Genomic DNA, 26,093 nt, shown 5'->3' on the forward strand with positions numbered 1-26,093 from the left:
TGGCTCCTCTGACGGCTACCAAGGGTTTCAATCGCGATCCGGATGGGGCGGCACCCGCCTGGCAATCGGCGGCTACGCCGGTCCGGGCGCCCCAGCCGTGCCGAACAGCTTTCCGCCGGAACCGCCCAAGCCACCGATACCGCCCTGGGCGGCGGGGGCACCGGCCCCTCCGTCCCCACCGTTGCCGATAAGCCCGGCGTCACCGCCAGTACCGCCGATGCCGTTCTCGCTGGGAGCCATGAAGCCTGCCGGGATGCTGCCCGCCGCGCCACCCTTGCCTCCGTTACCGAAGAAGAAGCCGCCGTCACCGCCACCACCGCCGTCACTGGTCTGGTAGACGCTGCCGGTACCGGTGCCATCGCTGTAGGTGCCGGGCGTCCCGGTAGCACCGCCATCTCCGCCGGCGCCGCCGTTGCCGAACAGCAGCGCGCTGCCACCTTGGCCGCCGAGCGCGCCCGGACCGGCATCGGCACCATTGCGCGCACCCCCGCCGCCGTCGCCGCCGTTACCGCCGCTGCCACCGTTACCGCCGTTACCGAACAGACCGCCTTGGCCGCCGGTACCGCCGAAGCCGCCGAAGCCGCCAGCGCCGGCATACGACTGGAAGTTGTTGGTGCCCGCTCCGCCGGCCGCACCGTCCCCGGCGTCGCCGCCGACGCCCCCGTTGCCCCAGATGAACCCGCCGTTGCCGCCGTTACCGCCGAAGGCGCCGTCACCACCAGCGCCGGCAAAGGTCAGGTCGCCGGCGGCGGCCTGACCTGCCCCACCGTTGCCGCCGTTACCACCGGCGCCGCCCATGCCGAACAGCCCGGAGTCGCCGCCATTACCGCCGGTTACCGCAAAGTTTCCGCCTCCGGCACCGGACAAGATGGTGTCGGCGCTGGCCTGGAATGTCCCACCGTTGCCGGTATTGCCGCCGTTACCGCCGTTGCCGTACAACCATCCGCTGTGGCCGCCGTCGCCGCCGTTGCCGGCGGAGCCCGCGGTGCCGCCGGTACCTGATGCGTTGGTGGAGCCGGTGGCGTCGCCACCGTCGCCGCCCTGACCCCCTAGCCCGCCATCACCAAATAAGAATCCGCCGCGCCCGCCCAGGCCGCCGTCGCCGCCGGCGCCACCATTGGTGCCGGCCGTGGTGGCGGCGCCACCGTTGCCGCCAAGGCCACCCAGACCGCCGGTGCCGCCCAGGCCGTACAGCAACCCACCGCTGCCACCCATACCGCCGCTACCACCGGCCTGGCCGGATACCCCCGAGGCACCCGCGGCGCCCGCTCCGCCGGCGCCGCCGTTTCCGCCATTGCCCAACAGCCCGGCCGACCCACCGTTACCACCGGCCTGGCCCGCCGCGCCCGAGCCGCCGTTGCCGTACAGCCAGCCGCCATCACCCCCGGCCGCCCCGGTGCCCGCGGCTCCGTTGGCACCATTGCCGATCAACGGACGCCCGGTCAGACCCAGCACCGGTGCATTTACCAGGTTCTCGACCTGTTGCATCGGCGTCACGTTGGACGCCTCGGCGGCGGCATACTCCGTGGCACCGCCGCTCATCAGCTGGACGAACTGCTGGTGGAACGACGCAGCCTGCGCACTGAGCGCCTGGTAGGCCTGGGCGTGCGCACCGAACAAGAACGAAATCGCAGCCGACACCTCGTCGGCGCCTGCGGGCAACACCGTGGTGATCGGTGCCAACGCGGCCGCGTTGGCCTGAGCAAGAGTCGAACCGATACTCCCAAGATCGTTGGCCGCTGCTGCCACATACTCGGGCGCTGCGATCACCCACGACATTGAAAAACCTCCCGACCCCACGACAGCGCAACTGCCAAAACGTGACCTTCGACACAAGTTGAGTAGGACGCCGATGCTAGCGCGATCTAGCGCCCGATACTGGCGCTTAAACCAAATCCTTAATTCATCATTGAGCCAGTGCAGTTCAGCGCGCTCGCCTACGCAAGCCCTTAATAAGTTCGAATTAGATAGGTATCCATGATCCAGCCGTGGCGCGCTCGAGCCTCGGCACGCAATGCCGCGATGCGCTCGCCGACTTCGGCGACCGTGCCCGCAACGAGCAGTTCGTCTTCGGTGCCCAGATAGGCGCCCCACCAAATGCGAGTCTGCGGCGGGCAGGCCCGAAACGAGCAATCGGCGTCGAGCATGACTACCGCCGTGCCGGCGACTTGGCGGGCGCGCAATTGCCGGCCCGTGGTGATGACGACGGGCGCGCCCACGTCGTTGAGCGGAATTCGATGCCGGGCCGTTAACGCCTGAACTGCCGTGATGCCCGGGATGACGTCGTAGCTGAAGTCCACCTCGGCGGACACCGCATCCAGGATGCGCAGGGTGCTGTCATAGAGCGAGGGGTCGCCCCAGGCCAGAAAAGCCCCCACCCCACCGGGCCCCAGTTCGGTGCTGATGGCCCTCGCCCAGATCCGCGCCCGCTGCGCGTGCCACTGCGAAACCGCGTCCTCGTAATGGGCATCCACCGCACGCTTGGGGTCGGGCAACTCGACGAAGCGATATCTCGGCTCGCGGATAAATCGTGCGCATATCGCACGGCGCAACTCCACTAGCTCACTTTTGGCCTCGCCTTTGTCCATCGCGAAAAACACTTGCGTGTCATTGAGCGCGTTGATCGCCTGGACGGTCACATAGTCGGGATCACCGGCGCCGATACCGATGACGTGAATATGCCGACTCACCATGGCGTCCTTCCGGGAGGTCGTCGGGGTCTTGCAACACAACGTAATTGAGATCGCGAAATACCTATCCGTTACCAGCGGTACCCAGTACCATGGGTATTGACTATCGAGTGTGATCTCCCTAACGTCTGAAGCACCTGATGAAGGGACGCCAAGCGATGACCACTGCGGTGAAACCAAGTGGGCCGGGTCGTGAAGAGTTCTCCGAACGCCTACTCAGAGGCTCGGTCAAAAAGTCCTACGAACCCATCGTCGACATCGACTGGGATGCCCCGCTGGACCCGGACAAGTTCTACCTGCCCCCCAGGCTGGTGTCGCTGTACGGCACCGAGATGTGGGACGAAATGACCCGCGAGCAGCAGATCGAGCTGTCCCGCCAAGAGCTGGTCAATACGCTCTCGGCCGGGATCTGGTTCGAGAACATGCTCAACCAATCGCTGTTGCGCACCATCCTGCACGAGGACCCGACCAGCCGCTCGACGCATTACAAGCTGACCGAGCTGGGCGACGAGACCCGCCACATGGTCATGTTCGGCAAAGCCATCGAGCGCATCGGCGCCAAGCCGGTACGCCCACGGCGATTGCATCGGATGGTCATCAACACCCTTCCGCTGGCCTTTCAGCGGGGTTCGATGCTGTGGGTGGCCGCGCTGATCGGCGAGGAGATCTTCGATTCGCTGCAGCGCCAGATGATGGACGATCCGGAACTGCAGCCAATCATCCAGCGGCTCATGCGGATTCACGTGACCGAGGAGGCGCGCCACATCCAATTCGCGCGGGATGGCGCACGCAAGCGGGTGGGCGAGATGCCTCGGGTCAACCGGTGGTTCATGGCCAACATCAACGGGCTCGGCGGGTACTTCTTCAACTATCTGTTCAGCAATCCGATCCCGTACGCACGGGCGGGCCTGGACCCCAAGCGGGCCCGCCGGATCGCGCGCAGCAGCCCACATCGGCGCGAAATACAGATCGCCGGCTTCGCACCGCTGGCCACTTTTCTGACCGAGGTGGGCCTGCTCGGACCGATCGCGCGGCGCGGCTGGAAGCGCAGCAGGTTCTTGTGACCCACACCCCCGGTGTCGCGCGGGCCCTCCGCGACTGCCACGACTGTCACGACGTAGTCATCATCGGGGCGGGGTTCCGTGGCCGGAGTGTGCATGCGGCACTGCTGGCGGCCGGCGTCTGCGACGTCGTCATCCTCGACCACGCCCCCGGCCTGCCCGCCAACTCGCAGCTGCGACCCGGCCGGGTCATCGGCGCGGCCTTCGACGACGACACCGACACCTGGGCGCTGCGCACGGCCGATGGCGCCACCGTGTGCGGCCGCGTGGTCGTGGCAGCCTGTCCGCCGGTGTACGTCCCCTGGACACCCGACTTTGCCGGGCGTAACGATTTCCGGGGCGAGTCGTTTCACGCGGGCGCACCCGACCCGGCTTTCCGTCCGGCGGGCAAACGCATTGCGGTGCTGGGCACCGACTCCAACGTCGCTCATTGGATCGATGAGTGGGCGGACTCCGCGGCATCGGTCACCGTGTTCGCCCAGGGACCACGGCGCGTGGTCACTGACCTGGCACGCCACCCACCCCAGGCCAAGCGATGGCTACTCGGCCGCATCGGCGCCAAGCGACCGCGGCGGGCGCCCACGATCGCAGCATCAGCCATCGCGGCGCTCACCCCGTCGGGCATCCGGACCAACGATGGCATCGAGCACCCCGTCGACGCCGTCATCTACGGCACCGGATTCACCATCCCTGAGCAGACCGTTGAACCGACACTGGTGGGCACGCGCGGACTGACCATCCAACAGGCCTGGTACCCGGGCATGGAGGCCTTCCTGGGTGTTGCCGTGCACGGGTTTCCCAACTATTTCTTCATCTGCGGTCCCGACGTCGCCGCGCAGATCAGCTACGTCGCCGAGTGCGTGGACCTGCTGCAACGCGCCGCCAGCACCCGCATCGAGGTGCTGCGCAGCAGCCAGCAAGTGTTCAACGAGCGCGCCCAGCTAAGGCCGGTGCAACCATACCAGCCGCTTCGGGCGTTCGACCTGTCCGCCGGGGCGCCCGAAGACACTGGCATTCCCAACATCCCCAACATTTATGACGGGGCGGCCACGTTGGAGATTGGCGGCGTCCGCCATGCGGTGCATGTGCGCCTTGCCGGCCACCTCGACCCGATCGACGGCAATTACCACTGGCAGGGAACGGTCCTTGATCAGCTTCCGCGGGACACGCTCAAGCAGGCCAGGGCGGGCACCCTGACCGTAGGTGAACGAAGCGCCGCGGTACGTGTCATCGAGCAAACGCCGTGGGGCACCCATTCGGTCGCGGGACTGGGCGCACCCCCCTATGCGGACAGCGGCCGGTAGGCGTCGCTGCGTCGGCCGTCGGGCGCGTAGTCGTCGCGCTTGTCCGATCCAAGCCCGATAGGCTTGACCCATCCCAGCCTTGGGTTGGCCGCGCACGTGTGTGGGTAACCATCCTGGGTGGCTCGTGCGGTGACGGACGACGACACAAGCGAGAACGGCATGGTCTGCGATAGCGGTCGACAGTTCGGGCGGGCGCGGTGGCAGGATCCGCCCGGCCCGCCCTTGGCATGCTGCACGGATTTGCCGGCCGCGCCGATCTACCCGGTCCGGGTACGAACCATCGATAGCCGACAAAATTTCCCGTCTCTTGGCCATGGGCGAGACAGATGGCACCCGATGTACCCAAAGCGTCCGCATTGGCCGAAAATGGAAGTTTGCGCCACCGATGTAGTCGGTGTCCTCTAACGATTCACGGGCGGGAGTTCGAGGAGCACGACATGGAACCGGAGGACAGGATGCAGCTGGCATACCGGTTCGGGATGTCTGCAGATCGGCTAGCCAGGCACCGGCCGCCGGTCGGGGCGATGATCAGCTCGCGGAAGCGGGAGCGGGTCCAGTGAACGCGACGGCGAAGTCTCCCAACGCCTTGGCCATCGACACGCGCAGCGAAGACTCGCTGGTGGTCCTTTCGGTCGAGGCGCCATCGACTCCACCAACTGCGCGGCGCTGCGCGATGCCATCATCAAGGCCACGCTCGACGAGCCGTACGCCGTCGTCGTCAACGTCAGCGCCCTGCAGGTACCCGACGAAGCGTCCTGGTCCATCTTTGTCAGCGCACGCTGGCAGGTCGATACCCCGCAGCATGTCCCCATCTTGCTGGTGTGCGCGAGTCGCGCCGGCCGGGAACTGATCACCCGAACCGGAGTTACCCGTTTCATGCCGGTGTACCCCACCGAGAAAGGCGCCATCAAGGCCGTCGGCCGGCTCGCGCGACGCAAGGTGCGGTATGCCCAGGTGCAATTGCCCGCCAACCTGGGCAGCCTTCGCGAGTCCCGCAAGCTGGTCCGCGAGTGGCTCACGTCGTGGTCGAAACCCGGGCTGATACCGGTCGCCTTGGTGATCGTCAACGTGTTCGTCGAGAACGTGCTGGAGCACACCGGAAGCGACCCAGTGATCAAGGTCCAGTGCGACGGCACCGCGGCCACCATCGCCGTCTCCGACGGCAGCAATGCCCCGGCTATCCGGTTGCAGACTCCGCCAAAAGGCATCGACGTGTCCGGCCTGGCCATCGTGGAAGCGCTGTGCCGCGCGTGGGGCAGCACTCCCACCGCGACCGGCAAAACGGTGTGGGCGATCATCGGCCCGGAGAACCAGCTCTAGCCGGCGACGGTGTGAGCCGGGCCCTCATCCCGCGTGCTTGCTGGGCGCCGGCCGAGTAGCCGCGGTTGTCCGGACTCGCCGCGATTGCACTAGAACACGTTCTAGTATCGATCTGGATGCCCGCTCACAGAAGGGAGGGATGACGTGCGGTTCAGCTACGCCGAGGCGATGACCGACCCGTCGTTTTATGTCCCGCTGGCACAGGCCGCCGAGGCGGCCGGCTACCACAGCATGACGATCGCCGACAGCCTCGCCTATCCCTACGAGTCCGACTCGAAGTATCCGTACACACCCGACGGCAATCGCGAGTTTCTCGACGGCAAGGAGATCATTGAAACCTTCGTCCTGACCGCGGCATTGGGCGCGGTCACCAAGACACTGCGGTTCAACTTCTTCGTCCTCAAACTCCCCGTCCGGCCCCCCGCCCTGGTCGCCAAGCAAGCCGGTTCACTGGCCGCGCTGATCGGCAATCGGGTAGGGCTGGGCGTGGGCACCAGTCCATGGCCGGAAGACTACGAGCTGATGGGTGTGCCCTCTGCCAAGCGCGGCAAGAGGATTGACGAATGCATCGAAATCGTCAAAGGACTCACCACCGGTGAATACTTCGAGTTCCACGGCGAGTTCTACGACATTCCCAAGACGAAGATGAGCCCGGCCCCGACCGCGCCGATCCCGATCCTGGTCGGCGGCCATGCCGATGCCGCACTTCGGCGCGCGGCGCGCCTGGATGGCTGGATGCATGGCGGCGGCACCGATCCCGACGAACTCGACCGCCTGATCAGCAAACTTCAGCACTTTCGCGAGGAAGAGGGGCACACCGGCCCGTTCGAAATCCATGTGATCTCAATGGATGCCTACACCGTCGACGGCATCAAGCGGCTGCAGGACAAAGGAGTCACCGACGTCATCGTGGGCTTCCGGATGCCCTACATCAAGGGTCCCGACACCGAGCCGCTACAGACCAAGATCGCCCACCTGGAAAAGTTCGCCGAGAAGATTATCTCGAAAGATTAGACGCTACAGCGAATCCCATGCCGGCGGACGCTTCTCCTGATGCGCGCGGGCGGCCTCGGCCGGGTTGTTGGTGAAGCCGCTGATAATCTGAGTACGGTTCTCGATTTCCTTGGCATGCCGCAGGCTGGGGGCATCCAGCGCCGCGTTGAGCCCAATCTTGGTCTGCCACACGCCATACGCATTGTTCTCGGCGATCGATCCGGCCAGCTTCTGCGCCGCAGTCAACAATTCGTCCGCTACCACCACCTCGTGCACCAGCCTGATCCGATAGGCCTCCACAGCGTCGATGATGCGGCCGGTCAGCATGAGTTCGCGCGCCACCCCGGCACCGACGATTCTGGGCAGCAGATAACTGGTGCCCATGTCCATCGACGAGAACCCGGCCTTGATGAACACCGATCCGAACCTGGCGTCTTCGGCAGCGATCCGGATATCGCAATGCAGCGCAAAGGCCAGCCCGCCACCGACCGCGACGCCGTTGACCGCCGCGATCACGGGAATGGGCAGCTCGTAGAGCCGGGTCAATTGGTCGGCCAGTCTGACCTGGGCATCGTAGGTGGCCTTGAACGGCGGGGTGGTGGGTGTGGCCTTCGTCCAAGGCTGTCCGGTGCCGCTCAAATCCGCTCCGGCACAAAACCCGCGCCCGGCGCCGGTCAGGATCGCGGCCCGAAACTCGCCCCCGCTCAGCGCGTCGAGGGCGTCGTCCATCGCGTCGAGCAGCGATCCGTCGATGGCGTTCAACCGGGTCGGCCGGTTCAAGGTGACGCAAGCAATGTTGTGCTGAAGAGTTTGCAATTCCACTGCAGCCATACCCGAACGGTAGGCGACGTGACCGTTTACCGACACGGCCTACGGTGGATTGACGCCTGCCCAAGTCGAAGGAGAAGAAGATGGCACGAACCGAGGGCGATAGCTGGGACCTGGCCAACAGTGTGGACGCCACCGCCACCATGGTCGCCGCGGCGCGGGCCGCCGCAACCCGGCGGTCACGGCCGATCATCGCCGACCCGTTTGCCGAGCCGCTGGTCCGCGCCGTGGGGCTGGACTTGTTCACCCGGGCGGCCTCCGGCGAGGTTGATCTCGACGAGGTTGCAGCCGGTCTCGGATTTGCGCGCATGGTGGACACGTTCGCCGCCCGTGCACTGTTTTTCGACAAGTTCTTTGCCGATGCGATCGCCGCGGGACTGCGCCAGGTGGTGATCGTGGCCTCCGGCCTTGACGCGCGGCCCTACCGGCTGCCCTGGCCGACCGGAATGAGGGTGTACGAAATCGACCAGCCGGAGGTGATCGAATTCAAGACCACCACGCTGGCTCGACTCGGTGCATCCCCAACCGCCGACCACCATCCGGTGGGCATCGACCTGCGCGACGACTGGCCGTCCGCGCTGCGGGCAGCGGGTTTCGACGCCGCCCGCCCGACCGCCTGGCTGGCCGAAGGGGTGCTCATCGGTTTCCTTCCTCCGGAGGCCGAAACTCGATTGCTGGACAATGTCATTGAGCTCAGCGCCGTCGGCAGCCGGCTAGCCGCCGACTACGGAACCATCAATGGGTCATCGGCGGAGTCCCAGCAACTGGCGCAGCAGATGACCGAGGGATGGCGAGCCCATGGACTCGACATGGATATCGCCGGCTTGACCTATCCCGGTGAGCACACCGACGTCGCGGCCTATCTGCGATCACACGGCTGGAAGACGGCCACCGCCGACCATGGCGATCTGGTCCTGGCCGCCGGGCTTGCGGAACTGACCGCGGCCGACCGGCAGAGCCCGGCCAGCACGATCGGCTTCGTGATCGCGGTCCGCTCCACCGACTAGCAACAGCACGGCATCCAGAAAGCAAGTCCGACAACGATACTCGCAGAACACGACGACGCAGTTCGGTATCGCGATACGCTGCACTTTCCCGCCTACTCACCAGAACACAAGGGACAAACATGTCGTATGTGATGGCAGTGCCGGAACTGTTGGCTTCCGCGGCGGCTGACCTGGAAGGAATTGGCTCGGCCCTGAGCACCGCCAATGCTTTGGCACTGCCCTCGACCAGCGAGATCCTGGCCGCGGGTACCGACGAGATATCGACCGCGGTGGCGTCGCTATTTGCCGACCATGCCCAGGACTATCGAACAATCAGTTTAGAAGCCAACGCATTTCACCAGCAGTGCTGGCGATCGTTGAGCGGTGCGGCGGCCTCCTATTCCGGCGCCGAAGCCGCCAACGCATCCCCGCTGCAGGAACTGCTGAACGTGATCAACCAGCAGAGCACGGCCTTGCTGGGGCGCCCGCTGATCGGTAACGGTGCTGACGGTGCCGCGCCCGGGCAAAGCGGCGACGACGGCGGGCTGCTGTTCGGCAACGACGGCAACGGCGCGCCCGGCACGAACCAGGGTGTGGCCGGCGGTAACGGCGGAAGCGCCGGGCTGATCGGCAACGGCGGGGCCGGCGGGCTTGGCGGGCCGGGCGGCGCCGGCGGGGCCGGCGGGCACGGCGGAATGCTGTTCGGCGACGGCGGCGCCGGTGGAGGCGGCGGGGATAGCCCGTCGTTCGTGATCGGCGGCGGTGCCGGCGGCAACGGCGGCAACGCGGGGCTGTTCGGCAATGCCGGCGCGGGTGGTGCCGGCGGCGCAGGACAGCAGTTCTTTTTCAATGGTGGGGCCGGCGGAGACGGCGGGAGCGTGGGTCTGATCGGCAATGGCGGTGCGGGTGGCGACGGCGCCAATGGCGCGGCCGGCGGTGCCGGCGGTGACGGCGGCATGCTGAGCGGCAATGGCGGTAACGGCGGGGCTGGCGGCGACCTCAACGACCCCGCAGTACCCACAGGCAGCCAGGTCGGCGGTCGTGGCGGAAACTCCGGACTGATCGGCAACGGCGGCGGTATCGGCGGCGACGGCGGTGTGGCCGCAAACGGGGGCGCCGGCGGGCAGGGCGGTCTGCTACGCGGCGACGGCGGTGATGGCGGAGCCGGCGGTGCCGGTCGGCCGGCAAGTTTCAACAGTAATGGCGGGCCGGGCGGCAACGGCGGCAACGGGGGCTCCGCCGGGCTCTGGGGCAACGGCGGCACCGGCGGGGCCGGCGGTGGTCCTGGAACCCAAGGCTCTGATAATTCCGGCTCGGGAGGCAACGGCGGTAACGGCGGCAACGCCGGATTGTTTTCCGGTATCGCCGGCAACGGCGGCGATGGCGGACAGGGCGGCGAGGCCGACCGGACTGGCGGAGTCGGCGGCATGGTTGGGGCCGGCGGGGCGGCCGGGTTGTTCGGCACCGGCGGCACCGGCGGCACCGGCGGCGCCGCCAGCGGCGGCAGCCCCGCTGGCGCCGGAGGCACCGGAGGTACCGGGGGCGCCGCCGGGTTGATCGGCGTCGGCGGCTCCGGGGGCGCCGGGGGCGATGGCCTGCTGTTCTCCGACGCGGGAGTGGGCGGCAGCGGTGGCACCGGCGGAGCCGGCGGATGGTTCTACGGTACGGGCGGTGGAGGGGGCGCGGGCGGCGTCAGTGCCACCACGGGCAATGGCGGCAATGGCGGCAATGGCGGCAACGCCGGTCTGATCGGGGACGGCGGTGCCGGCGGCGCCGGCGCGATCCCGGGTGCCGGTAGCGCCGGCGGCCGGATATTCGGCGCACTCGGGTTACCCGGCTAACCCGCTAGACGCGCTTGGCCGCCCACTCGGCCTGCATGACCAGCAGCGCCAATCGCTCTACCTCCGGGGTGTGGGGATCGAGTTCGCGGTAGCGCTGATAGATGTTGACCACGATCCGCTCGGAGTCCAGCCACGACGCATACTCTCCAAGCTCGACGGTCTCGATTGCCTCGTCGAAGGACAGACCCTTGCGGTAGGCAGCCTCGGCCTGTTCGTTGACGTGCTCGAAATAGCCGCGGACGGCCCGGATTCCATCCGGGTCGGTGACTGGGCCATGGCCGGGGACCACGATGGGCGCGTCCAGCGCGATCATCGCGTCGCAGGCCGCTATCCAGTTCGCGATCGGCCCGTTCCAGACGATCGGCGTGCAGCCGATGAACAGCAGATCCCCGGCGAACAGCACGCCGGCATCGGGCACATGCACCACCGAGTCCGCGGCGGTGTGCGCGGGACCGAGGTTGATCAGATCGACCCGCCTGCCACCAACATCGATCGTCAGCTCGTGGTCGAATGTCTGATCCGCGTTGCGCAGCCTTATTCCGCTGAAATCGAAGTGCCCGAAGCGATCCCGCATGAATCTCGTCGCGACCGGCCCGAGGTCGATGGTCTGCATCGCCGTCAGCAAGGTGGGACCGGTGTCTTCGGCAATCTCCTCGGCGGTGCCTTTGGCCGCGATGATGCGCACCGAAGGGCTCAACAATTGGTTGCCATGGGTGTGGTCACCGTTGGAATGGGTGATCAGCGCATCGGTGATGGGCGCCGCATCGGTGATCGGCCGCATCGCGTCCAGCATCTCGCGCGTGAGCGCCAGATCGAACAGCGTGTCGACCAACAGCGAGGCACCGTCTCCGGCGACCAGCCCGGCGTTGCTCCAGCCAAATCCGCCGTCCGGCAATGTCCACGCCCACACCCGATCGGCGACCTGGTGCAGCCCACGGGTGTAGGGCACCAGCGGCGGCGCCGGGTTGACCCGGGCGGCCTCTGGCGCGGCGTTGGGATCAACGCGAGGTGCCAAAGGCTGCGGTGGCGGGGTCGCACATACCCGCTGCCGCGTCTGCCCCAACCCCTCGACCTCGAGGGTGACGACGTCGCCGTCATGTAGCCAGCCGGGAAACGAGTCGGGGTTGGTCAGGTGCTCGACGAGGGTGCAGGTGGGCACGGCGCCGGAGCCGATCACATCGCCCGGCGCCAGCATCACCCCGCGCGAGACATAGGAGATGACTTCCCCGAAGGTCCAATCCATCGTCGCGGTGGATCCCGAGCCGATGACCGTGTCATTGACCAGCGCGCTCACCTGCAGACTCAGCTTCCCGTCGCGGCGATAGGCCTGCAGCTCATCGGCGGTAACCAGATACGGGCCCAAGGTGACTCCGCTGTCTTTGCCCTTGGCCTGCCCGATGCGCAGCTGGCCTTCCAGTTGCTGCAAGTCACGTGCCGACCAGTCGTTGAAGATCGTGTAGCCGATGATGGACTGCTCGGCCTGCTCGACGGACAGATCCTGGCCGCCGGTTCCGATCACCGCCGCGATCTCCAATTCGAAGTCCTGCCAGGCGCTTCCGGGGGCCATGGGCGCGTCGTCGTAGGGCCCGAGCACGGTGGCCGGACAGGCAAAGTAGAACGCCGGGATGCGATACCAGGTATCCATCAGCACCCGGCCGCCTCCCACCGTTTCCTGACAGTTGCGCATGTGGTCCAAGAAGCACAGTGAGTCGCGGATCGATGGCGGGCGCGGTATCGGCGCCGCCAACGTCACCTCGTCGAGAGCCACCACCTCACTCGGTGAGCGCAAGACGTTTTCACCGGCTTCGCGTAATCCGTCGGCGCCGCGCTTGATCAGATCGAGCAGGGCGACTCCCGGCGCCATCGCGTAGATCGAACCGTCGGACAACACCCCGACACGCTCACCGTCCGCACTTCGATACGTCACCCATTTCATTCGCGCACCACCTCACTCGGGTTTTTGTCCGGGCGCAACCCACGCCAGCTGGATTGCCGCAATCGGTCATCGGGGGTCCACTCGCTATAGCGTACCTCCCCGACCAGCGTCGGCGCGACGAACGTAGCACCCTTGGCCTCGCGCGCCGGAAGCGCAGCGTCGAATGGGGATTCGTCGGTATGCAGCGGCGCCAGCGTCTTCTTGAGGTTGGCCAGGTCACGTTCGGTGAAGCCGGTTCCAACACGGCCGGCGAAGTGCAAACCGCTCGGGCCGGGAATGCCCATGAGCAACGATCCAATCCCGCTGCTGCGCCCACCCTCCCCAACTCGCCAACCGCCGATGACGACTTCCTGGGTGTTCCAGTGTTTGTCCTTGATCCACGCCGACGAGCGCCGCCCGGGTTGATAGCCGGAGTCGCGGCGCTTGGCAATGACTCCCTCCCAACCGCGCTTGTGCGAGTAGGCCAGCGCCTCGGCGCCGTCACCGGGCAACAACTCCGGAACGATCAGATTGCCCGCACTGCCCAGGGTTTCCAGTAGCTTGCGCCGGTCGCGGTATCTGGCCCGCAGTAGCGAGCGACCGTCCAGAAAGAGCAAGTCGAACGCCCAGAACTCGATGCGGGTGGCGCGCACCCGGTTCTGCATCTCGTTGAAGCTGGGCACTCCGGAGGAGTCGAGGGCCACCAATTCACCGTCGAGCACCACGTGGTGATCAGCGAGATCGGCGGCCAATGAACGTAATTGGGGGTATTCCGCGGTGACGTCACGTCCGCTGCGGGAGCGCAGTCGCAGCGCGCCATGGTCGGCTTCGACCAGCAGCCGGTAGCCGTCCCACTTGCCTTCGAACGCCCACTGACCCGACTCGAGACCTGCCACCGAGCCGTGGGAGGTGAGCATGGGCGCGAGGGTGTCGAAATCGAAGGCCGTCTGGTCCTTCATGCGATGCGCCAGCCATTGGTCCCCGTTGGTCTGAATCAGCGCGTACCGCACCGAGATTCGACTGCCGTGCAGGTTGACAATCACCTCCCCCCTTTTCCGCACCGTTTCTCGAGTCGTCGCGGAACTTCTCGGTGTCATAGGTGCCGGAATCCCAGATGATCACCTTGCCGACGCCGTACTCCCCTTTCGGGATGTTGCCCTCGAACGTCGCGTATTCCAGCGGATGATCTTCGGTGTGCACGGCCAGGTGGTTCACCGACGTGGTTTCCGGCAGGTTTTTCGGCACCGCCCATGACACCAGTACCCCATCACGCTCCAGCCTGAAGTCGTAATGCAGACGGCGCGCGTGATGCTCTTGGATCACGAAGGTATTACCCTGCCCGACAACGGGTCTGGCTCGGGGCACCGGCTCCGGCGTTTTCGACGCGTTGCGCATGCTGCGATATTTGAGCAGCCGGTCGTCGCCGGGGAGGTCCGCGTCCAGCGCCGCAATCAGATCGCCATCGCGGGTGAGGCGGGCAAGCACCTCGTCGTAGGTCAGCTGGCGCAGCCCCGGGTCGTCGAGCTCCTCCCAGCTGCGTGGTGCGGCGACTGTCGGTTGTTCGCGCCCACGCAGCGAATACGGCGCGATGGTGGTCTTCGAACCGCTGTTTTGGCTCCAGTCCAGGAACACTTTCCCGGCCCGCAGACTCTTGGTCATGGTCGCGGTGACCAACGCCGGCATCACCGTTTCCAGTTGCTGCGCGACCCGTTTGGCCAACACCGTGGCGCCCTTGCTGCTCACCGGCTCGTCGAGCGGGGTGTAGAGGTGCAGGCCCTTGCTACCGCTGGTGAGCGGGAGGGTACTCAGGCCGATGTCGGCGAGCAGATCGCGCACCGCCCACGCCACCTGCGCGAGTTGGGCCATCGTCACGCCCTCGCCCGGGTCCAGGTCGAACACCAATCGGGTGGCCGGCCCGGGCGTGAGGATTTCGCCTTTGGACGTCCACTCGGCAACGAACCGCCACTGCGGGACGTGCACCTCGAGGGCGGCCTGTTGTGCGATCCAGGCCAGCCCGGTGGCGCTGTCGATGATCGGATAGGTCGTCGTTCCCGACCGGTGCACCACGCTGGCACGCGGCAGCCAGTCCGGCGCCGACGACGCCAGCTGCTTTTCGAAAAAGGACGCCTGATCGACGCCGTTGGGCCAGCGCTTGCGAGTCGCCGGGCGCCCGGCGATATGCGGGATCATCACCTCGGCGATGCCGGTGTAGTAACCGAAGACGTCAGACTTGGTGGTTCCGGTAGCCGGGTACAGCACCTTGTCCGCGTTGGTCAGCGTCACCTGCGGACCATTCGCCTGTCCAGGAGGCCAGGCCTGCGCCGAACCCATATGGCCAACGTAACCTGTCGCCATGGCACGTGGGCTGGTGATCGGTGAAGCCCTGATCGACATCGTCGATGGGCCGGACCCGGCCGAGTACGTCGGGGGCAGCCCCCTCAACGTCGCGGTCGGACTGGCCAGATTGGGCCGCGACGTCGATCTGCTGACCCACATCGGCCGCGACGCCCGCGGACGACGGATCGCCGAGTACATTGAATCCTCAGGTGTACAACTTGTTTCGGGAAGCCAGACGGCTGATCGGACGCCCACCGCGACGGCCAGGATCGGCCCCGACGGCTCGGCCACCTACGCGTTCGACCTGGAATGGCAGATACCCGACACACCCCCGTGGCGCCGCCGCTTCTCGTGCACACCGGTTCCATCGCCGCCGCGCGGGAACCAGGATGCTTGGCGGTCGCGGCGCTGCTCGACGCCTATCGGGCCGCGGCCACGGTGAGCTTCGATCCCAATGTGCGTCCGTCGCTGAGGGCTGACCCGGACCTGACTCGGGAACGCATCCAACGCCTCGTCGAGCGCAGCGACATCATCAAGGCCAGTGCCGAAGACTTGCACTGGATCGACCCCACCCAGCCTCCGGAGCAGACCGCGCGGGCCTGGCTGGCCTGCGGCCCGGCGATTGTCGCGCTGACGTTGGGCGATCAGGGCGCAGTGGCGTTCTGCGTGGCCGGCCCGGCAAGTATGCCCGCCCAGCCGGTTCGCGTGGTCGATACCGTCGGCGCCGGAGACGCGTTCATGGCCGGTCTGCTCGACACGCTGTGGGAGCAGGGATTGTTAGGTGCCGACCGGCGCACCGAGTTGCGCAAGATCGGGGTGTCGGCGCTGACCTCTGCACTCGAAGTCGCGGCCCTGACATCGGCGTTGACCGTTGCCCGTGCCGGCGCCGACCTGCCCTATCGGGCCGACCTGCGGCAGTCGCGATGACCACCGCACGCCCACAATCGGGCCCGGCGAGGGTGCACGAAATGCCGCGTGATGCGGCGTGTCGCCGTGCCGACACGCACGCTCGCGAGCTGACCGGGGCTGGGGCAGGAAGCAGGACTCCGGTGCCGCGGCGCACTGTTAACCGACCCGGGTTCTGGGCATACTGACTCCATGCGCTCCATCTGGAAGGGTTCAATCGCTTTCGGGCTGGTGAATGTGCCGGTCAAGGTGTACAGCGCCACTCAGGACCACGACATCAAGTTCCATCAGGTGCACGCCAAGGACAACGGACGCATCCGGTACAAGCGGGTATGCGAGGTCTGTGGCGAGGTGGTCGAATACTCCGACCTGGCCCGCGCCTTCGAATCCGACGATGGCCAGATGGTGATCATCAACGACGACGACCTCGCCACGTTGCCCGAAGATCGCAGCCGCGAAATCGAGGTGCTGGAATTCGTCCCAGCCGAAGAAGTCGATCCGATGATGATTGACCGCAGCTACTTCCTGGAGCCCGACTCGAAGTCCTCTAAATCGTATGTGCTGCTGGCCAAGACGCTCGCCGAGACGGAGCGGATGGCGATCGTGCATTTCACGCTGCGCAGCAAGACGCGGCTGGCGGCGTTGCGGGTCAAGGACTTCGGCAAGCGCGAGGTCATGGTGGTGCATACCCTGTTGTGGCCAGACGAGATCCGCGACCCGGATTTCCCGGTGCTGGACAAGGAGGTGGAGATCAAACCCGCGGAGCTCAAGATGGCCGGCCAAGTGGTGGAGTCGATGGCAGACGACTTCAACCCGGACCGCTACCGCGACACCTATCAGGAGCAACTGCAGGAGCTGATCGACGCCAAACTCGAAGGCGGGGAAGCATTTACCGCCGAAGAACAACCCGCAGAGCTGGACGAGACCGAAGATGTCTCCGACCTGCTGACCAAGCTGGAGGCGAGCGTGAAAGCGCGTTCGGGTGACGGGAAGTCAGCGGCGAAGAAGAGCACCGCCGAAAAGGCGCCGGCCAAGAAGGCCCGGGCCAAACAAGCTGCCAAGTCCTGACCAGCGCCCGACTTGTTCACATATGCTCGTCGTGCCGCCGAGAGGAGTTTTTGCGTGAAGTCCAACCGATCTGGCGTCGTGCTCAGCCTGCTGCTCGCCAGCACATTGGCGTTGTCGGCATGCGGAGGCCATTCCAGCAATACCTCGTCGTCGACCGGATCCAGCACGCCATTGGTGCCGGTGGATTGCGGCGGTAAGAAGAAGCTGCTGGCCGCGGGCTCCACCGCACAAAAGAATGCGATGGAACAGTTCGTCTACGCCTATATCCATGCCTGCCCGGGCCACACGCTGGACTACAACGCAAATGGATCCGGCGCCGGAATGAAGCTGTTCCTGGGGAATCAGACCGACTTCGCGGGGTCGGACACGCCGATGAACCCGGCGAAGAACGAGCCCCAGAAGGCCTCCGAGCGTTGCGGATCGGAAGCCTGGGACCTGCCGGTCGTGTTCGGTCCGATTGCGGTCACCTACAACCTCAAAGGCGTGAGCGCACTCAGCCTGGACGGCCCGACGCTGGCCAAGATCTTCAACGGCACCATCGCCAAGTGGGACGATCCGGCGATCAAGGCGCTCAACACCAGTATCAACCTGCCGCCGACGCCCATCCACGTGGTCTTTCGCAGCGACCAGTCCGGAACCACGGCCAACTTCCAGCAGTATCTCGACGCGGCGTCGGACGGAGCGTGGGGCAAGGGGGCCGGCCAGACCTTCAACGGTGGCGTCGGCGAGGGTGCTGCCGGCAATGACGGCACGTCGCAGGCGCTGAAGCGAACCGACGGATCGATCACCTACAACGAATGGTCGTACGCGGTGGGCCATCAATTGAACATGGCCCAGATCATCACGTCAGCGGGCCCGGAGCCGGTGACCATCACCGCCGAGTCGGTGGGCAAGACGATCGCCGGAGCCACCTTCAAGGGGAAGGGCAACGACCTGGTGGTGGACACCTCGTCGTTCTACCGGCCCACCCAGGACGGCGCCTATCCGATAGTGCTGGTGACCTACGAGATCGTCTGCTCGAAGTACCCGGACGCGCCGACCGGCACCGCCGTTAAAGCCTTCATGCAAGCGACAATTGGTGACGGCCAGGTTGGTTTGGATGAGTACGGATACATCCCGCTTCCGGAGTCGTTTCGCTCGAAATTGATCCCGGTGGTCAACGCCATCGCGTAACCGTCTCCGGCGCCGCGGACCATTCGAATCCTCAAGAGTCCGATCTAGTTTCACCGGCCTCAGCGCTACTGGCTCAGCCCCCTTCGGGCCGTTTCGGGCCCGTTGCGGGGCTCTCTCGCGCACGAATCGGTCCGCTCACATCTTCGTCTCAGGATACAGAAATCGCTGTGAGTAACCGGTTTTTGTTGTCTGCTCACTCTCCGACGATTTACCGTGTGTTAACCACCGGTTTCGGCGCACCAGCACCACGGGCGTCGGTAGCGTGAATATGTAGGGTCGGCCCCGGTGGAATGGGCGCCCACGCGAAGGGAGCGTTGACCGTGAGCGAGACCGGGCCGGGTTCACGGGTTGGGTCGCGCTTTGGGCCCTACGAGTTGGTGCGGTTGATCGGCCGTGGCGGCATGGGCGAGGTCTACGAAGCCGAAGACACCCGCAAACGCCGGGTGGTGGCGCTCAAGCTGATTTCGACGCAGTACTCCGGCAATCCCACGTTTTGCGCGCGGATGCAACGCGAAGCCGACACCGCGGGACGGCTGACCGAGCCCCACATCGTGCCGATCCACGACTACGGCGAGATCGACGACCAGTTCTTCGTGGAGATGAGACTGATCGACGGTGTCTCGCTGCGCGCCATGCTGACGCAGTTCGGCCCACTGACCCCGGCCCGGGCGGTGGCCATTGTGCGCCAGATCGCCGCGGCGCTGGACGCCGCGCATTCCAACGGCGTCACCCACCGCGACGTGAAGCCGGAGAACATTCTGGTCGCCGACAATGACTTCGCGTATCTGGTGGATTTCGGTATCGCCAGGGCCGCCGCCGATCCCGGACTGACCCAGGGCGGGATGGCCGTGGGGACCTACAACTACATGGCCCCGGAACGATTCACCGGCAACGACGTCACCTACCGTGCCGACATCTATGCGCTGGCGTGCGTGCTGGGGGAATGTTTGACCGGTCCACCGCCCTATCGCGCAGACAGCGTGGAGCGATTGATTGCCGCGCACCTGATGGAACCTCCCCCGCGGCCCAGTCAGCTCCGTCCCGGACGGGTTCCAGCCGCGTTGGATGAGGTGATCGCCAAAGGCATGGCCAAGAATCCCGACGAGCGCTACATGAGCGCCGGGGACCTGGCCATCGCCGCGCACGAGGCGCTCACCACCCCCGAGCAGCGCCAGGAAGCAACCATCCTGCGTCAGGGCGACAACATGGCCTTCATGACTCCAGCCGTTGACCCTGGCGCGGGAGGAAGCTGGACCAACTACAGCGGATCGGGCGCCCAGCCACCGGCGCCGCAGCCCGTTGCGCCGCCGCCGCAATATCCGACGGGCGATGAGACGGTGGCTCGGCCGGTGCCGGCAAGCACCACCGGATGGCGCTCCCGCCCAGACGTATCCGACCAGCGCACGCAGGCCGCGCCCGTCATCACCGGCACAAGCTGGCCCAGCCAGTCCGGGATCCGGCCCGCCGTCGGCACCGGATCCAGTCCGAGCGCGACACCGCCGGCCAGTCAGCCGGCCACCGCGCCGCCGGCGAGCCCGAAAAAGAGCCGGAAGAACTGGATAATCGGCGCCGCCGTGGTGGCGGTGCTGCTCGTCGTCGCCGGCGCCACCGCATTCGTGCTCGCCAAACCCAAAGGCTCAACCGAGCCGCGAGGGCAAGTAGTGCTGCCGTTTACCGGTCTCAACTTCCGCTTCGCCCCCGGCGGGGTTGCCGTGGACGCCAACGGCACCGTGTATGTCACCAACCAGACCATGTACGGGCGGGTGGTGGCCTTGCCCGCGGGGTCCAGCACGCCGACGGTGAAGCCGTTCAACGGACTCTACGAACCCCAGGGCGTGGCCGTGGACACCTCCGGCAAGATCTACGTCACCGACTTCAACAACCGGGTGGTGGCCCTGGCCGCCGGGTCGAACAACCAGGTTGAGCTGCCGTTCAACGGCCTCAATTACCCCGAGGGAATCGCCGTGGACGCCCAGGGCAATGTGTACGTCGCTGACCGGGGCAACAACCGGGTGGTGAAGATGCCGGCCGGTTCCACCAGCCAGGTCGTGCTGCCGTTCAACGGGCTCAAGAACCCCGACGGGGTGGCAGTGGACAGCGACGGCAACGTCTACGTCACCGACACCGACAACAACCGGGTGCTGCAGCTCGACGCCGGCACCAGCAACCAGTCGGTGTTGCCGTTCTCCAACCTGACCGCGCCGTGGGGAATCACCGTGGACAGCGCCGGCAATGTCTACGTCACCGAACACGACAACAATGCGGTGGCCAAGCTGGCGGCCGGGGCCACCACCTCCACCGAGTTACCCTTCACCGGCCTCAACACCCCCTGTCGGTGGCGGTGGACAAGAAGGGCAACGTCTACGTCGCCGATCGCGGTAACGGCAGGGTGCTGAAACTGGCCCAAGGATCCTGAGCGGGGGCTATCGCCTTCGAGTGGCCAGGAACCGGATCCCCCCGGCGATGAGGTTGATCGCGGCCACGATGATGATCAACGTCAGCGCCGCTCCCCACACGCGCAAGAAACCGGCATGCTCGGGGTTGGTGAGCTCGGTGTAGATCAGCAGCGGCAAGGACGCCATGTTGCCGTGCAACACGTCGAAGTTGATCGAACGGCTGTAGCCGACCAACACCAGCACCGGTGCGGTTTCGCCGATGACACGCGCCACCGACAACAGCACACCGGACACGATCCCGGGCATGGCGATCGGGACGACGATGCGCACGATCGTCTTCCACTTGGGTACGCCCAACGCGAAGCTGGCCTCGCGCAGTTCGTCGGGCACCAGCCTGAGCATCTCCTCGGTGGAGCGCACCACTACCGGCAGCATCAGCAGAACCAATGCCAACGACACCGCCAGGGCGCTCTGCTGGAATCCCAGGGTGGCGATCCACAGGCTGAAGATGAACAGCGCCGCCACGATGGAGGGCACCCCGGCGAGCACGTCGACCATGAACGTGGTCAGCCGGGCCAATCGTCCCGAGCCGTATTCGACCAGATAGATCGCGGTCATCAAGCCCAGCGGTACGGCCAGCAGGGCCGCGATTCCGGCCTGCACCAATGTTCCGTACAACGCGTGATAGACGCCGCCGGCAAACTCCTCGGGCAACACCCCGCGAAGGGAGTGCGTCCACCAGTCCGGCTGGACGACGGCGTACCAGCCGCGTTCGATCACCACCCACAGCAGCCACACCAGCGGCACCAACGCGACGGCGAACGAGGCGAAGAGCAGCACCGTCGCCACGCTGTTCTTGATCCGCCGCACCAGGCTCAGTGGCCGAAACACCACCACTTTGACCGGCTGATCGAGCGCGTTGGTGGTCATCCGTTGACCTTCCCGCCGGCGACGGCGCGGGCGAGGGCGTTGACCACGAAGGTCAGGACGAACAACGCGAACCCCGCGGAAATATAGGCACCGGTCGGCAGCGGTTCGCTGAACTCGGAAGCCGCAGAAGCAATTTTGGAGGCGAACGTGTACCCGCCGTCGAACAGTGACCAGTTCCCCGGTTTGGCCGCCGAACGCAGGATGATCAACACCGCCACGGTTTCACCCAGGGCACGCCCCAGGCCCAGCATCGACGCCGCAATGACACCGCTGCGACCGAAGGGCAGCACGGTCATCCGCACCACTTCCCATTTCGTCGCCCCGAGCGCTTGGGCTGCTTCGATCTGAATCTGTGGGGTCTGGCGGAACACCTCGCGCGATACCGAGGTGATGATCGGCAGGATCATCACCGAGAGCACGATGCCCGCGGTGAAGATCGTGCCGCCGCCGGCTAACGAGACGTTGCCCGTCTTGAACAAGAACAGCCATCCCAGGTTGCGATTGAGGAATTCGGCGATGGGCTCGAGCTTGGGGGCCAGCACGAAGATGCCCCACAAGCCGAAAATGATCGACGGCACCGCGGCCAGCAGGTCCACGATCGCGCCCAACGGACGCAAGAGCCGCTTGGGCGCGTACTGGGTGAGAAACACCGCGATTCCCACGGCAATCGGCACCGCCAGTGCCAGTGCGCAGATCGAACTCAGCATCGTGACCATGAATAGATCGCGGATGCCGAACGCCAACTTCTCGTCGTCGGAGGTGTCGAACACCGAACTGGTGAAGAAATTGGCGTGATTCGCGCGCAACGACGGGATGGCGCGGATCAACAGGAATACCGCGATCAGCGCGATGGAGACGACGATGGTCATCCCCGCCGTGGACGCGAAGAGCTTGAACAGCCGGTCGGCTCGTCGCGATGAACTCGCGTCGACCGCCGCTAGCTCAGGCTTGGCCGGCCGGCCTTGGACCACGTCGACCTCAGATCAGGCGATGGCGTTGACTGCGGTCGACAACCTTGACTTGAACTCGTCCGGAATCGGGATATACCCGTTGTCCGCCAAGCCATTCTGCCCAGCACCGATGGTGGACTGCAGGAACGCCCGCACCGCGGTACCCACTTGAGAATCGGGATACTTCGAGCACACGATCTCGTAGGTCGCGAGCACGATGGGGTAGGAACCGGGCTTGGTGGGCTTGTAGAACGAAACCGTGTCCAGCACCAGGTCGTTGCCCTGGCCCATGATCGCAGCGCCGGCGATCGTCTTTCCGACCGATTCGGTGCTGATCGCCACGGGTTCCGGGCCGGCAGAGGTGATGACCTTCGCCATGTTCAGGTGCTGCGCCTGCGCGAACGACCATTCGTTGTAGGTGATCGACCCCTCGGTGTTCTTGATCGCCGCCGACGTGCCGTCGTTGCCCTTCGCGCCCTCGCCGACACCGCCCTTGAACGACTTGCCGGCGCCCTTGCCCCAGGCGCCGTCGGAAGCCGCGTCAAGGTAACGCTGGAAGTTGTCGGTGGTTCCGGACTCGTCGCTGCGGAACACCACGTGAATCGGGGTGTCGGGCAGGCTGGTACCCGAGTTGAGCGCGGCGACCGCGGGATCGTTCCACGTGGTGATGGTGCCGTTGAAGATCTTGGCCAGCGTGGTGCCGTCCAGGTTGAGCGAACTGACGCCGCTGATGTTGTAGGTGACGGCGATCGGGCCGAACACCACCGGCAGGTTCCACGCCGGCGAACCGCCGCAGCGCTGCTCGGCCGTCGCCACCTCATCATTGCTAAGCGGTGAATCGGAACCACCGAAATCGGTTTGGTTGCCGTTGAATTCGCTAATGCCGGCGCCGGAGCCGTTGCCCGTGTAGTTGAGGGTCTGTCCTGGGCAGGCTTCCTCGAAGGCTTTGACGAAGCGGGTCATGGCATTGGCCTGGGCGGTCGATCCGCTGGCCTTGAGGGTCTTCTTCCCCCGCAGCTCACGTTGCTCGATTGGCCGGCCGGCGAACTTCCCCGCTTGCGTTGTTGTCGCTACCGCACGCTGATAAAACCAAAGCGCCCGAGGCCAGGACACTCAGCGCGGCGCCAACTCGGTTGAGTTTCAATTCAGTTCCTAACGGTAGAGATGAAACACACTCCCGCCGCAACCCTCGGGCGCGACACGTCAACCAGCTTTCTTCGCAGCCTGCAGGCTACATTAGCAACAGGGAACCTTCGATTACAGGACGTTGAACACTCGCCCCTGGGCAGGCAGCATTTCGTCGCGATTTCAGCCACGGCCGGGGCTGCGGTAGGCGAGGTTGTCGCGGAGGTTCCACTTCGCGGGGGTCGTTACAATTCGGCGCCGCTATGCCAAACTAGAACCTGTTCCAGAAACTGCCCCACCCGAAACGGCGAGGGTTGCTGCCGTCTCGGTCGACAATTGAAGCGAGGCCGCAGTGATCCTCGACAGGTTCCGTCTCGACGACCAAGTTGCCGTTATCACCGGGGGTGGCCGCGGCCTCGGTGCGGCTATTGCGCTGGCCTTTGCCGAGGCTGGTGCGGATGTGGTGATCGCCTCCCGAACGCAGTCCCAACTGGACGAGGTCGCCGACACGGTCCGCTCAATCGGGCGTCGCGCGCACGTCGTCGCCGCCGATCTGGCCTATCCGGAGGCCACCGCGGAGCTGGCCGGGCAGGCCGTCGAGGCGTTCGGAAGACTAGACATCGTTGTCAACAACGTCGGCGGAACGATGCCCAATACGCTGCTGACCACCTCGACGAAGGACCTCAAGGACGCATTCACCTTCAACGTGGCAACCGCCCACGCGTTGACCGTCGCGGCGGTTCCGTTGATGCTCGAGCACTCCGGCGGCGGCGGCATCATCAACATCACCTCGACCATGGGCCGGGTGGCGGGACGAGGGTTCGCCGCCTACGGCACCGCAAAAGCCGCCCTGGCGCACTACACGCGGCTGGCCGCACTGGACTTGTGCCCACGGATCCGGGTCAATGCGATCGCTCCCGGATCCATCCTCACCTCCGCACTGGAAGTGGTGGCCGCCAACGACGAACTGCGCGCACCGATGGAGCAGGCGACACCGCTGCGCCGCCTCGGCGATCCCGTCGACATTGCCGCCGCCGCAGTGTATTTGGCGTCCCCGGCGGGCAGTTTCCTGACCGGCAAGACATTGGAGGTCGACGGCGGCCTCACCCATCCGAACCTCGACATACCAGTCCCCGACCTGTGAATCCGCACTCCTTAAGGAACCAGCCATGGCAATACCCGTCGTGCAGCTCGGCACCGGCAACGTCGGCCTTCACTCGCTGCGTGCGCTCATCACCAACCCCGAGTTCGAGCTCACCGGAGTGTGGGTGTCATCGGACGCCAAAGCCGGCAAAGACGCCGCCGAGCTGGCCGGATTCGCCGAATCCACCGGAGTGAAGGCCAGCACCGATCTGGATGCCGTACTGGCCAGCGGGCCGCAGTGCGCCGTCTACAACGCGATGGCCGACAACCGGCTGCCCGAGGCACTCGATGACTATCGGCGCGTCTTGGCGGCCGGCGTCAATATCGTCGGCAGCGGCCCGGTCTTTCTGCAGTATCCGTGGCAGGTACTGCCCGACGAACTCGTCAAGCCGCTCGAAGATGCTGCCCGCAAAGGCAACTCGAGCCTCTATGTCAGCGGTATCGATCCGGGCTTCGCCAACGACCTGCTTCCGATGGCACTCGCGGGTACCTGTCAGAGCATCGAGCAGATCCGCTGCATGGAGATCGTCGACTACGCCACCTACGACAGCGCCGTCGTCATGTTCGACGTCATGGGATTCGGCAAGCCGCTCGACGAGATCCCCATGCTGCTACAGCCCGGGGTGCTCAGTTTGGCCTGGGGTTCGGTGGTCCGCCAGCTTGCGGCGGGTCTTGGCCTTTCCCTCGACGTGGTCGAGGAGATGTACGTGCGCGAACCCGCCCCGCACGCCTTCGACATCGCCTCCGGTCACATTCCCCAGGGCAGCGCCGCCGCGCTGCGCTTCGAAGTCCTCGGATTGGTCGACGGAGCTCCTGTCGTGGTGCTCGAACACGTCACCCGGCTACGCGAGGATCTGTGCCCCGATTGGCCCCAGCCCGCCCAGCCCGGCGGGTCCTACCGGATCGAGATCACCGGCGAACCGTCCTACGCCATGGACCTCTGCCTGAGCAGCCGCCGCGGCGACCACAACCATGCCGGATTGGTCGCCACCGCGATGCGGGTGGTCAACGCGATCCCTGCGGTGGTGGCCGCCCCGCCCGGCATCCGCACGACCCTCGAGCTGCCGCTGGTTACAGGCAAGGGCCTGTACCTACCGCCGGCAGGGGCCGCCTAGCCCGCATTTTCC

Annotated in this window: 15 protein-coding genes and 5 pseudogenes; 12 read left to right on the forward strand and 8 right to left on the reverse strand. The window is 65.9% G+C overall.

Annotation, left to right across the window (positions count from 1 at the left end):
• Positions 1 to 72: 72 nt before the first annotated feature.
• Positions 73 to 1,779, reverse strand: a complete 1,707-nt coding sequence (locus CKW46_RS25165; RefSeq protein ID WP_482052531.1) for a PE family protein — start codon at positions 1,777 to 1,779, stop codon at positions 73 to 75.
• A 170-nt stretch (positions 1,780 to 1,949) separates the two neighbouring features.
• Positions 1,950 to 2,693 (reverse strand): precorrin-6A synthase (deacetylating), encoded by a 744-nt coding sequence (cobF, locus tag CKW46_RS25170; RefSeq protein ID WP_482053478.1) that lies wholly within the window; start codon positions 2,691 to 2,693, stop codon positions 1,950 to 1,952.
• 155 nt (positions 2,694 to 2,848) lie between these two features.
• On the opposite strand from cobF, the gene CKW46_RS25175 reads away from it, so the two are divergent.
• From CKW46_RS25175 to CKW46_RS25190, 4 genes and pseudogenes are all read left to right on the forward strand, one after another.
• Entirely contained in the window at positions 2,849 to 3,754 is a 906-nt protein-coding gene (locus CKW46_RS25175; protein WP_015357044.1) for an AurF N-oxygenase family protein, read from the forward strand.
• Positions 3,751 to 5,055: a DUF4873 domain-containing protein gene (locus CKW46_RS25180; RefSeq protein ID WP_482052532.1), complete on the forward strand. Its 1,305-nt coding sequence runs from the start codon at positions 3,751 to 3,753 to the stop codon at positions 5,053 to 5,055. Before CKW46_RS25175 ends, CKW46_RS25180 begins: the two co-directional genes overlap by 4 nt.
• A 556-nt stretch (positions 5,056 to 5,611) precedes the next feature.
• Positions 5,612 to 6,375 (forward strand): annotated as a pseudogene (locus tag CKW46_RS25185) (STAS domain-containing protein).
• A 144-nt stretch (positions 6,376 to 6,519) separates the two neighbouring features.
• Entirely contained in the window at positions 6,520 to 7,389 is an 870-nt protein-coding gene (locus CKW46_RS25190) for an LLM class flavin-dependent oxidoreductase (protein ID WP_117435381.1), read from the forward strand.
• Positions 7,390 to 7,392: 3 nt separating this feature from the next.
• On the opposite strand, the gene CKW46_RS25195 is transcribed toward CKW46_RS25190, so the two are convergent.
• Positions 7,393 to 8,199 carry an enoyl-CoA hydratase/isomerase family protein gene (locus CKW46_RS25195; RefSeq protein ID WP_036427146.1) on the reverse strand — a complete coding sequence of 269 codons (807 nt, stop codon included), beginning with the start codon at positions 8,197 to 8,199 and terminating at the stop codon, positions 7,393 to 7,395.
• A gap of 80 nt (positions 8,200 to 8,279) precedes the next feature.
• Here CKW46_RS25195 and CKW46_RS25200 point away from each other — a divergent pair, with 80 nt between their 5' ends.
• Positions 8,280 to 9,203: an SAM-dependent methyltransferase gene (locus tag CKW46_RS25200; RefSeq protein WP_482052533.1), complete on the forward strand. Its 924-nt coding sequence runs from the start codon at positions 8,280 to 8,282 to the stop codon at positions 9,201 to 9,203.
• Between the two features lie 119 nt (positions 9,204 to 9,322).
• Positions 9,323 to 11,023 (forward strand): PE family protein, encoded by a 1,701-nt coding sequence (locus tag CKW46_RS25205; RefSeq protein ID WP_482052534.1) that lies wholly within the window; start codon positions 9,323 to 9,325, stop codon positions 11,021 to 11,023.
• Between the two features lie 4 nt (positions 11,024 to 11,027).
• Here the strand turns inward: CKW46_RS25205 and CKW46_RS25210 are convergent, their stop codons facing one another.
• A complete protein-coding gene (locus CKW46_RS25210; RefSeq protein ID WP_482052535.1) occupies positions 11,028 to 12,959 on the reverse strand; it encodes a fumarylacetoacetate hydrolase family protein in 1,932 nt (643 codons plus the stop codon).
• Positions 12,956 to 15,269, reverse strand: a pseudogene (locus CKW46_RS25215) (ATP-dependent DNA ligase). The gene CKW46_RS25210 and the pseudogene CKW46_RS25215 overlap by 4 nt, the downstream one beginning before the upstream one ends.
• 22 nt (positions 15,270 to 15,291) lie before the next feature.
• Here CKW46_RS25215 and CKW46_RS25220 point away from each other — a divergent pair.
• The 4 genes and pseudogenes from CKW46_RS25220 (at position 15,292) to CKW46_RS25235 (ending at position 20,838) form a co-directional block, all read left to right on the forward strand.
• Positions 15,292 to 16,202 (forward strand): annotated as a pseudogene (locus CKW46_RS25220) (carbohydrate kinase family protein).
• A 171-nt stretch (positions 16,203 to 16,373) separates the two neighbouring features.
• Positions 16,374 to 17,249: a non-homologous end joining protein Ku gene (ku, locus tag CKW46_RS25225; RefSeq protein ID WP_117436434.1), complete on the forward strand. Its 876-nt coding sequence runs from the start codon at positions 16,374 to 16,376 to the stop codon at positions 17,247 to 17,249.
• 54 nt (positions 17,250 to 17,303) lie between these two features.
• Positions 17,304 to 18,422 carry a phosphate ABC transporter substrate-binding protein PstS gene (gene pstS, locus CKW46_RS25230; protein WP_012396124.1) on the forward strand — a complete coding sequence of 373 codons (1,119 nt, stop codon included), beginning with the start codon at positions 17,304 to 17,306 and terminating at the stop codon, positions 18,420 to 18,422.
• Positions 18,423 to 18,742: 320 nt separating this feature from the next.
• Positions 18,743 to 20,838: pseudogene (locus CKW46_RS25235) on the forward strand (serine/threonine-protein kinase PknD).
• A gap of 7 nt (positions 20,839 to 20,845) precedes the next feature.
• Here the strand turns inward: CKW46_RS25235 and pstA are convergent.
• The 3 genes and pseudogenes from pstA to pstS (CKW46_RS25250) form a co-directional block, all read right to left on the reverse strand.
• Complete coding sequence (gene pstA, locus CKW46_RS25240; protein WP_015357056.1) at positions 20,846 to 21,748, reverse strand: phosphate ABC transporter permease PstA; 903 nt, start codon at positions 21,746 to 21,748, stop codon at positions 20,846 to 20,848.
• Positions 21,745 to 22,617: a phosphate ABC transporter permease subunit PstC gene (gene pstC / locus CKW46_RS25245; protein WP_252872449.1), complete on the reverse strand. Its 873-nt coding sequence runs from the start codon at positions 22,615 to 22,617 to the stop codon at positions 21,745 to 21,747. The genes pstA and pstC overlap by 4 nt, the downstream gene beginning before the upstream one ends.
• 114 nt (positions 22,618 to 22,731) lie before the next feature.
• Positions 22,732 to 23,842: pseudogene (pstS, locus tag CKW46_RS25250) on the reverse strand (phosphate ABC transporter substrate-binding protein PstS).
• A 333-nt stretch (positions 23,843 to 24,175) separates the two neighbouring features.
• Here pstS (CKW46_RS25250) and CKW46_RS25255 point away from each other — a divergent pair.
• Positions 24,176 to 24,967: an SDR family oxidoreductase gene (locus CKW46_RS25255; RefSeq protein ID WP_482052537.1), complete on the forward strand. Its 792-nt coding sequence runs from the start codon at positions 24,176 to 24,178 to the stop codon at positions 24,965 to 24,967.
• Positions 24,968 to 24,992: 25 nt separating this feature from the next.
• Complete coding sequence (locus CKW46_RS25260) at positions 24,993 to 26,081, forward strand: NAD(P)H-dependent amine dehydrogenase family protein (RefSeq protein ID WP_015357059.1); 1,089 nt, start codon at positions 24,993 to 24,995, stop codon at positions 26,079 to 26,081.
• Positions 26,082 to 26,093 lie beyond the last annotated feature (12 nt).

The sequence above is a fragment of the Mycobacterium liflandii genome, from assembly GCF_022354805.1.
Classification (GTDB): Bacteria; Actinomycetota; Actinomycetes; order Mycobacteriales; family Mycobacteriaceae; genus Mycobacterium; species Mycobacterium marinum.

What these genes read in the sequence shown, in the direction of transcription:
- ku (WP_117436434.1), top strand. Translation starts at nt 16,374, where the DNA reads ATGCGCTCCATCTGGAAGGGTTCAATCGCTTTCGGGCTGGTGAATGTG.
- CKW46_RS25200 (WP_482052533.1), top strand. Translation starts at nt 8,280, where the DNA reads ATGGCACGAACCGAGGGCGATAGCTGGGACCTGGCCAACAGTGTGGAC.
- CKW46_RS25195 (WP_036427146.1), bottom strand. Translation starts at nt 8,199, where the DNA reads ATGGCTGCAGTGGAATTGCAAACTCTTCAGCACAACATTGCTTGCGTC.
- pstA (WP_015357056.1), bottom strand. Translation starts at nt 21,748, where the DNA reads ATGACCACCAACGCGCTCGATCAGCCGGTCAAAGTGGTGGTGTTTCGG.
- cobF (WP_482053478.1), bottom strand. Translation starts at nt 2,693, where the DNA reads ATGGTGAGTCGGCATATTCACGTCATCGGTATCGGCGCCGGTGATCCC.
- CKW46_RS25210 (WP_482052535.1), bottom strand. Translation starts at nt 12,959, where the DNA reads ATGAAATGGGTGACGTATCGAAGTGCGGACGGTGAGCGTGTCGGGGTG.
- CKW46_RS25205 (WP_482052534.1), top strand. Translation starts at nt 9,323, where the DNA reads ATGTCGTATGTGATGGCAGTGCCGGAACTGTTGGCTTCCGCGGCGGCT.
- pstC (WP_252872449.1), bottom strand. Translation starts at nt 22,617, where the DNA reads ATGACCATCGTCGTCTCCATCGCGCTGATCGCGGTATTCCTGTTGATC.
- CKW46_RS25260 (WP_015357059.1), top strand. Translation starts at nt 24,993, where the DNA reads ATGGCAATACCCGTCGTGCAGCTCGGCACCGGCAACGTCGGCCTTCAC.
- CKW46_RS25165 (WP_482052531.1), bottom strand. Translation starts at nt 1,779, where the DNA reads ATGTCGTGGGTGATCGCAGCGCCCGAGTATGTGGCAGCAGCGGCCAAC.
- CKW46_RS25175 (WP_015357044.1), top strand. Translation starts at nt 2,849, where the DNA reads ATGACCACTGCGGTGAAACCAAGTGGGCCGGGTCGTGAAGAGTTCTCC.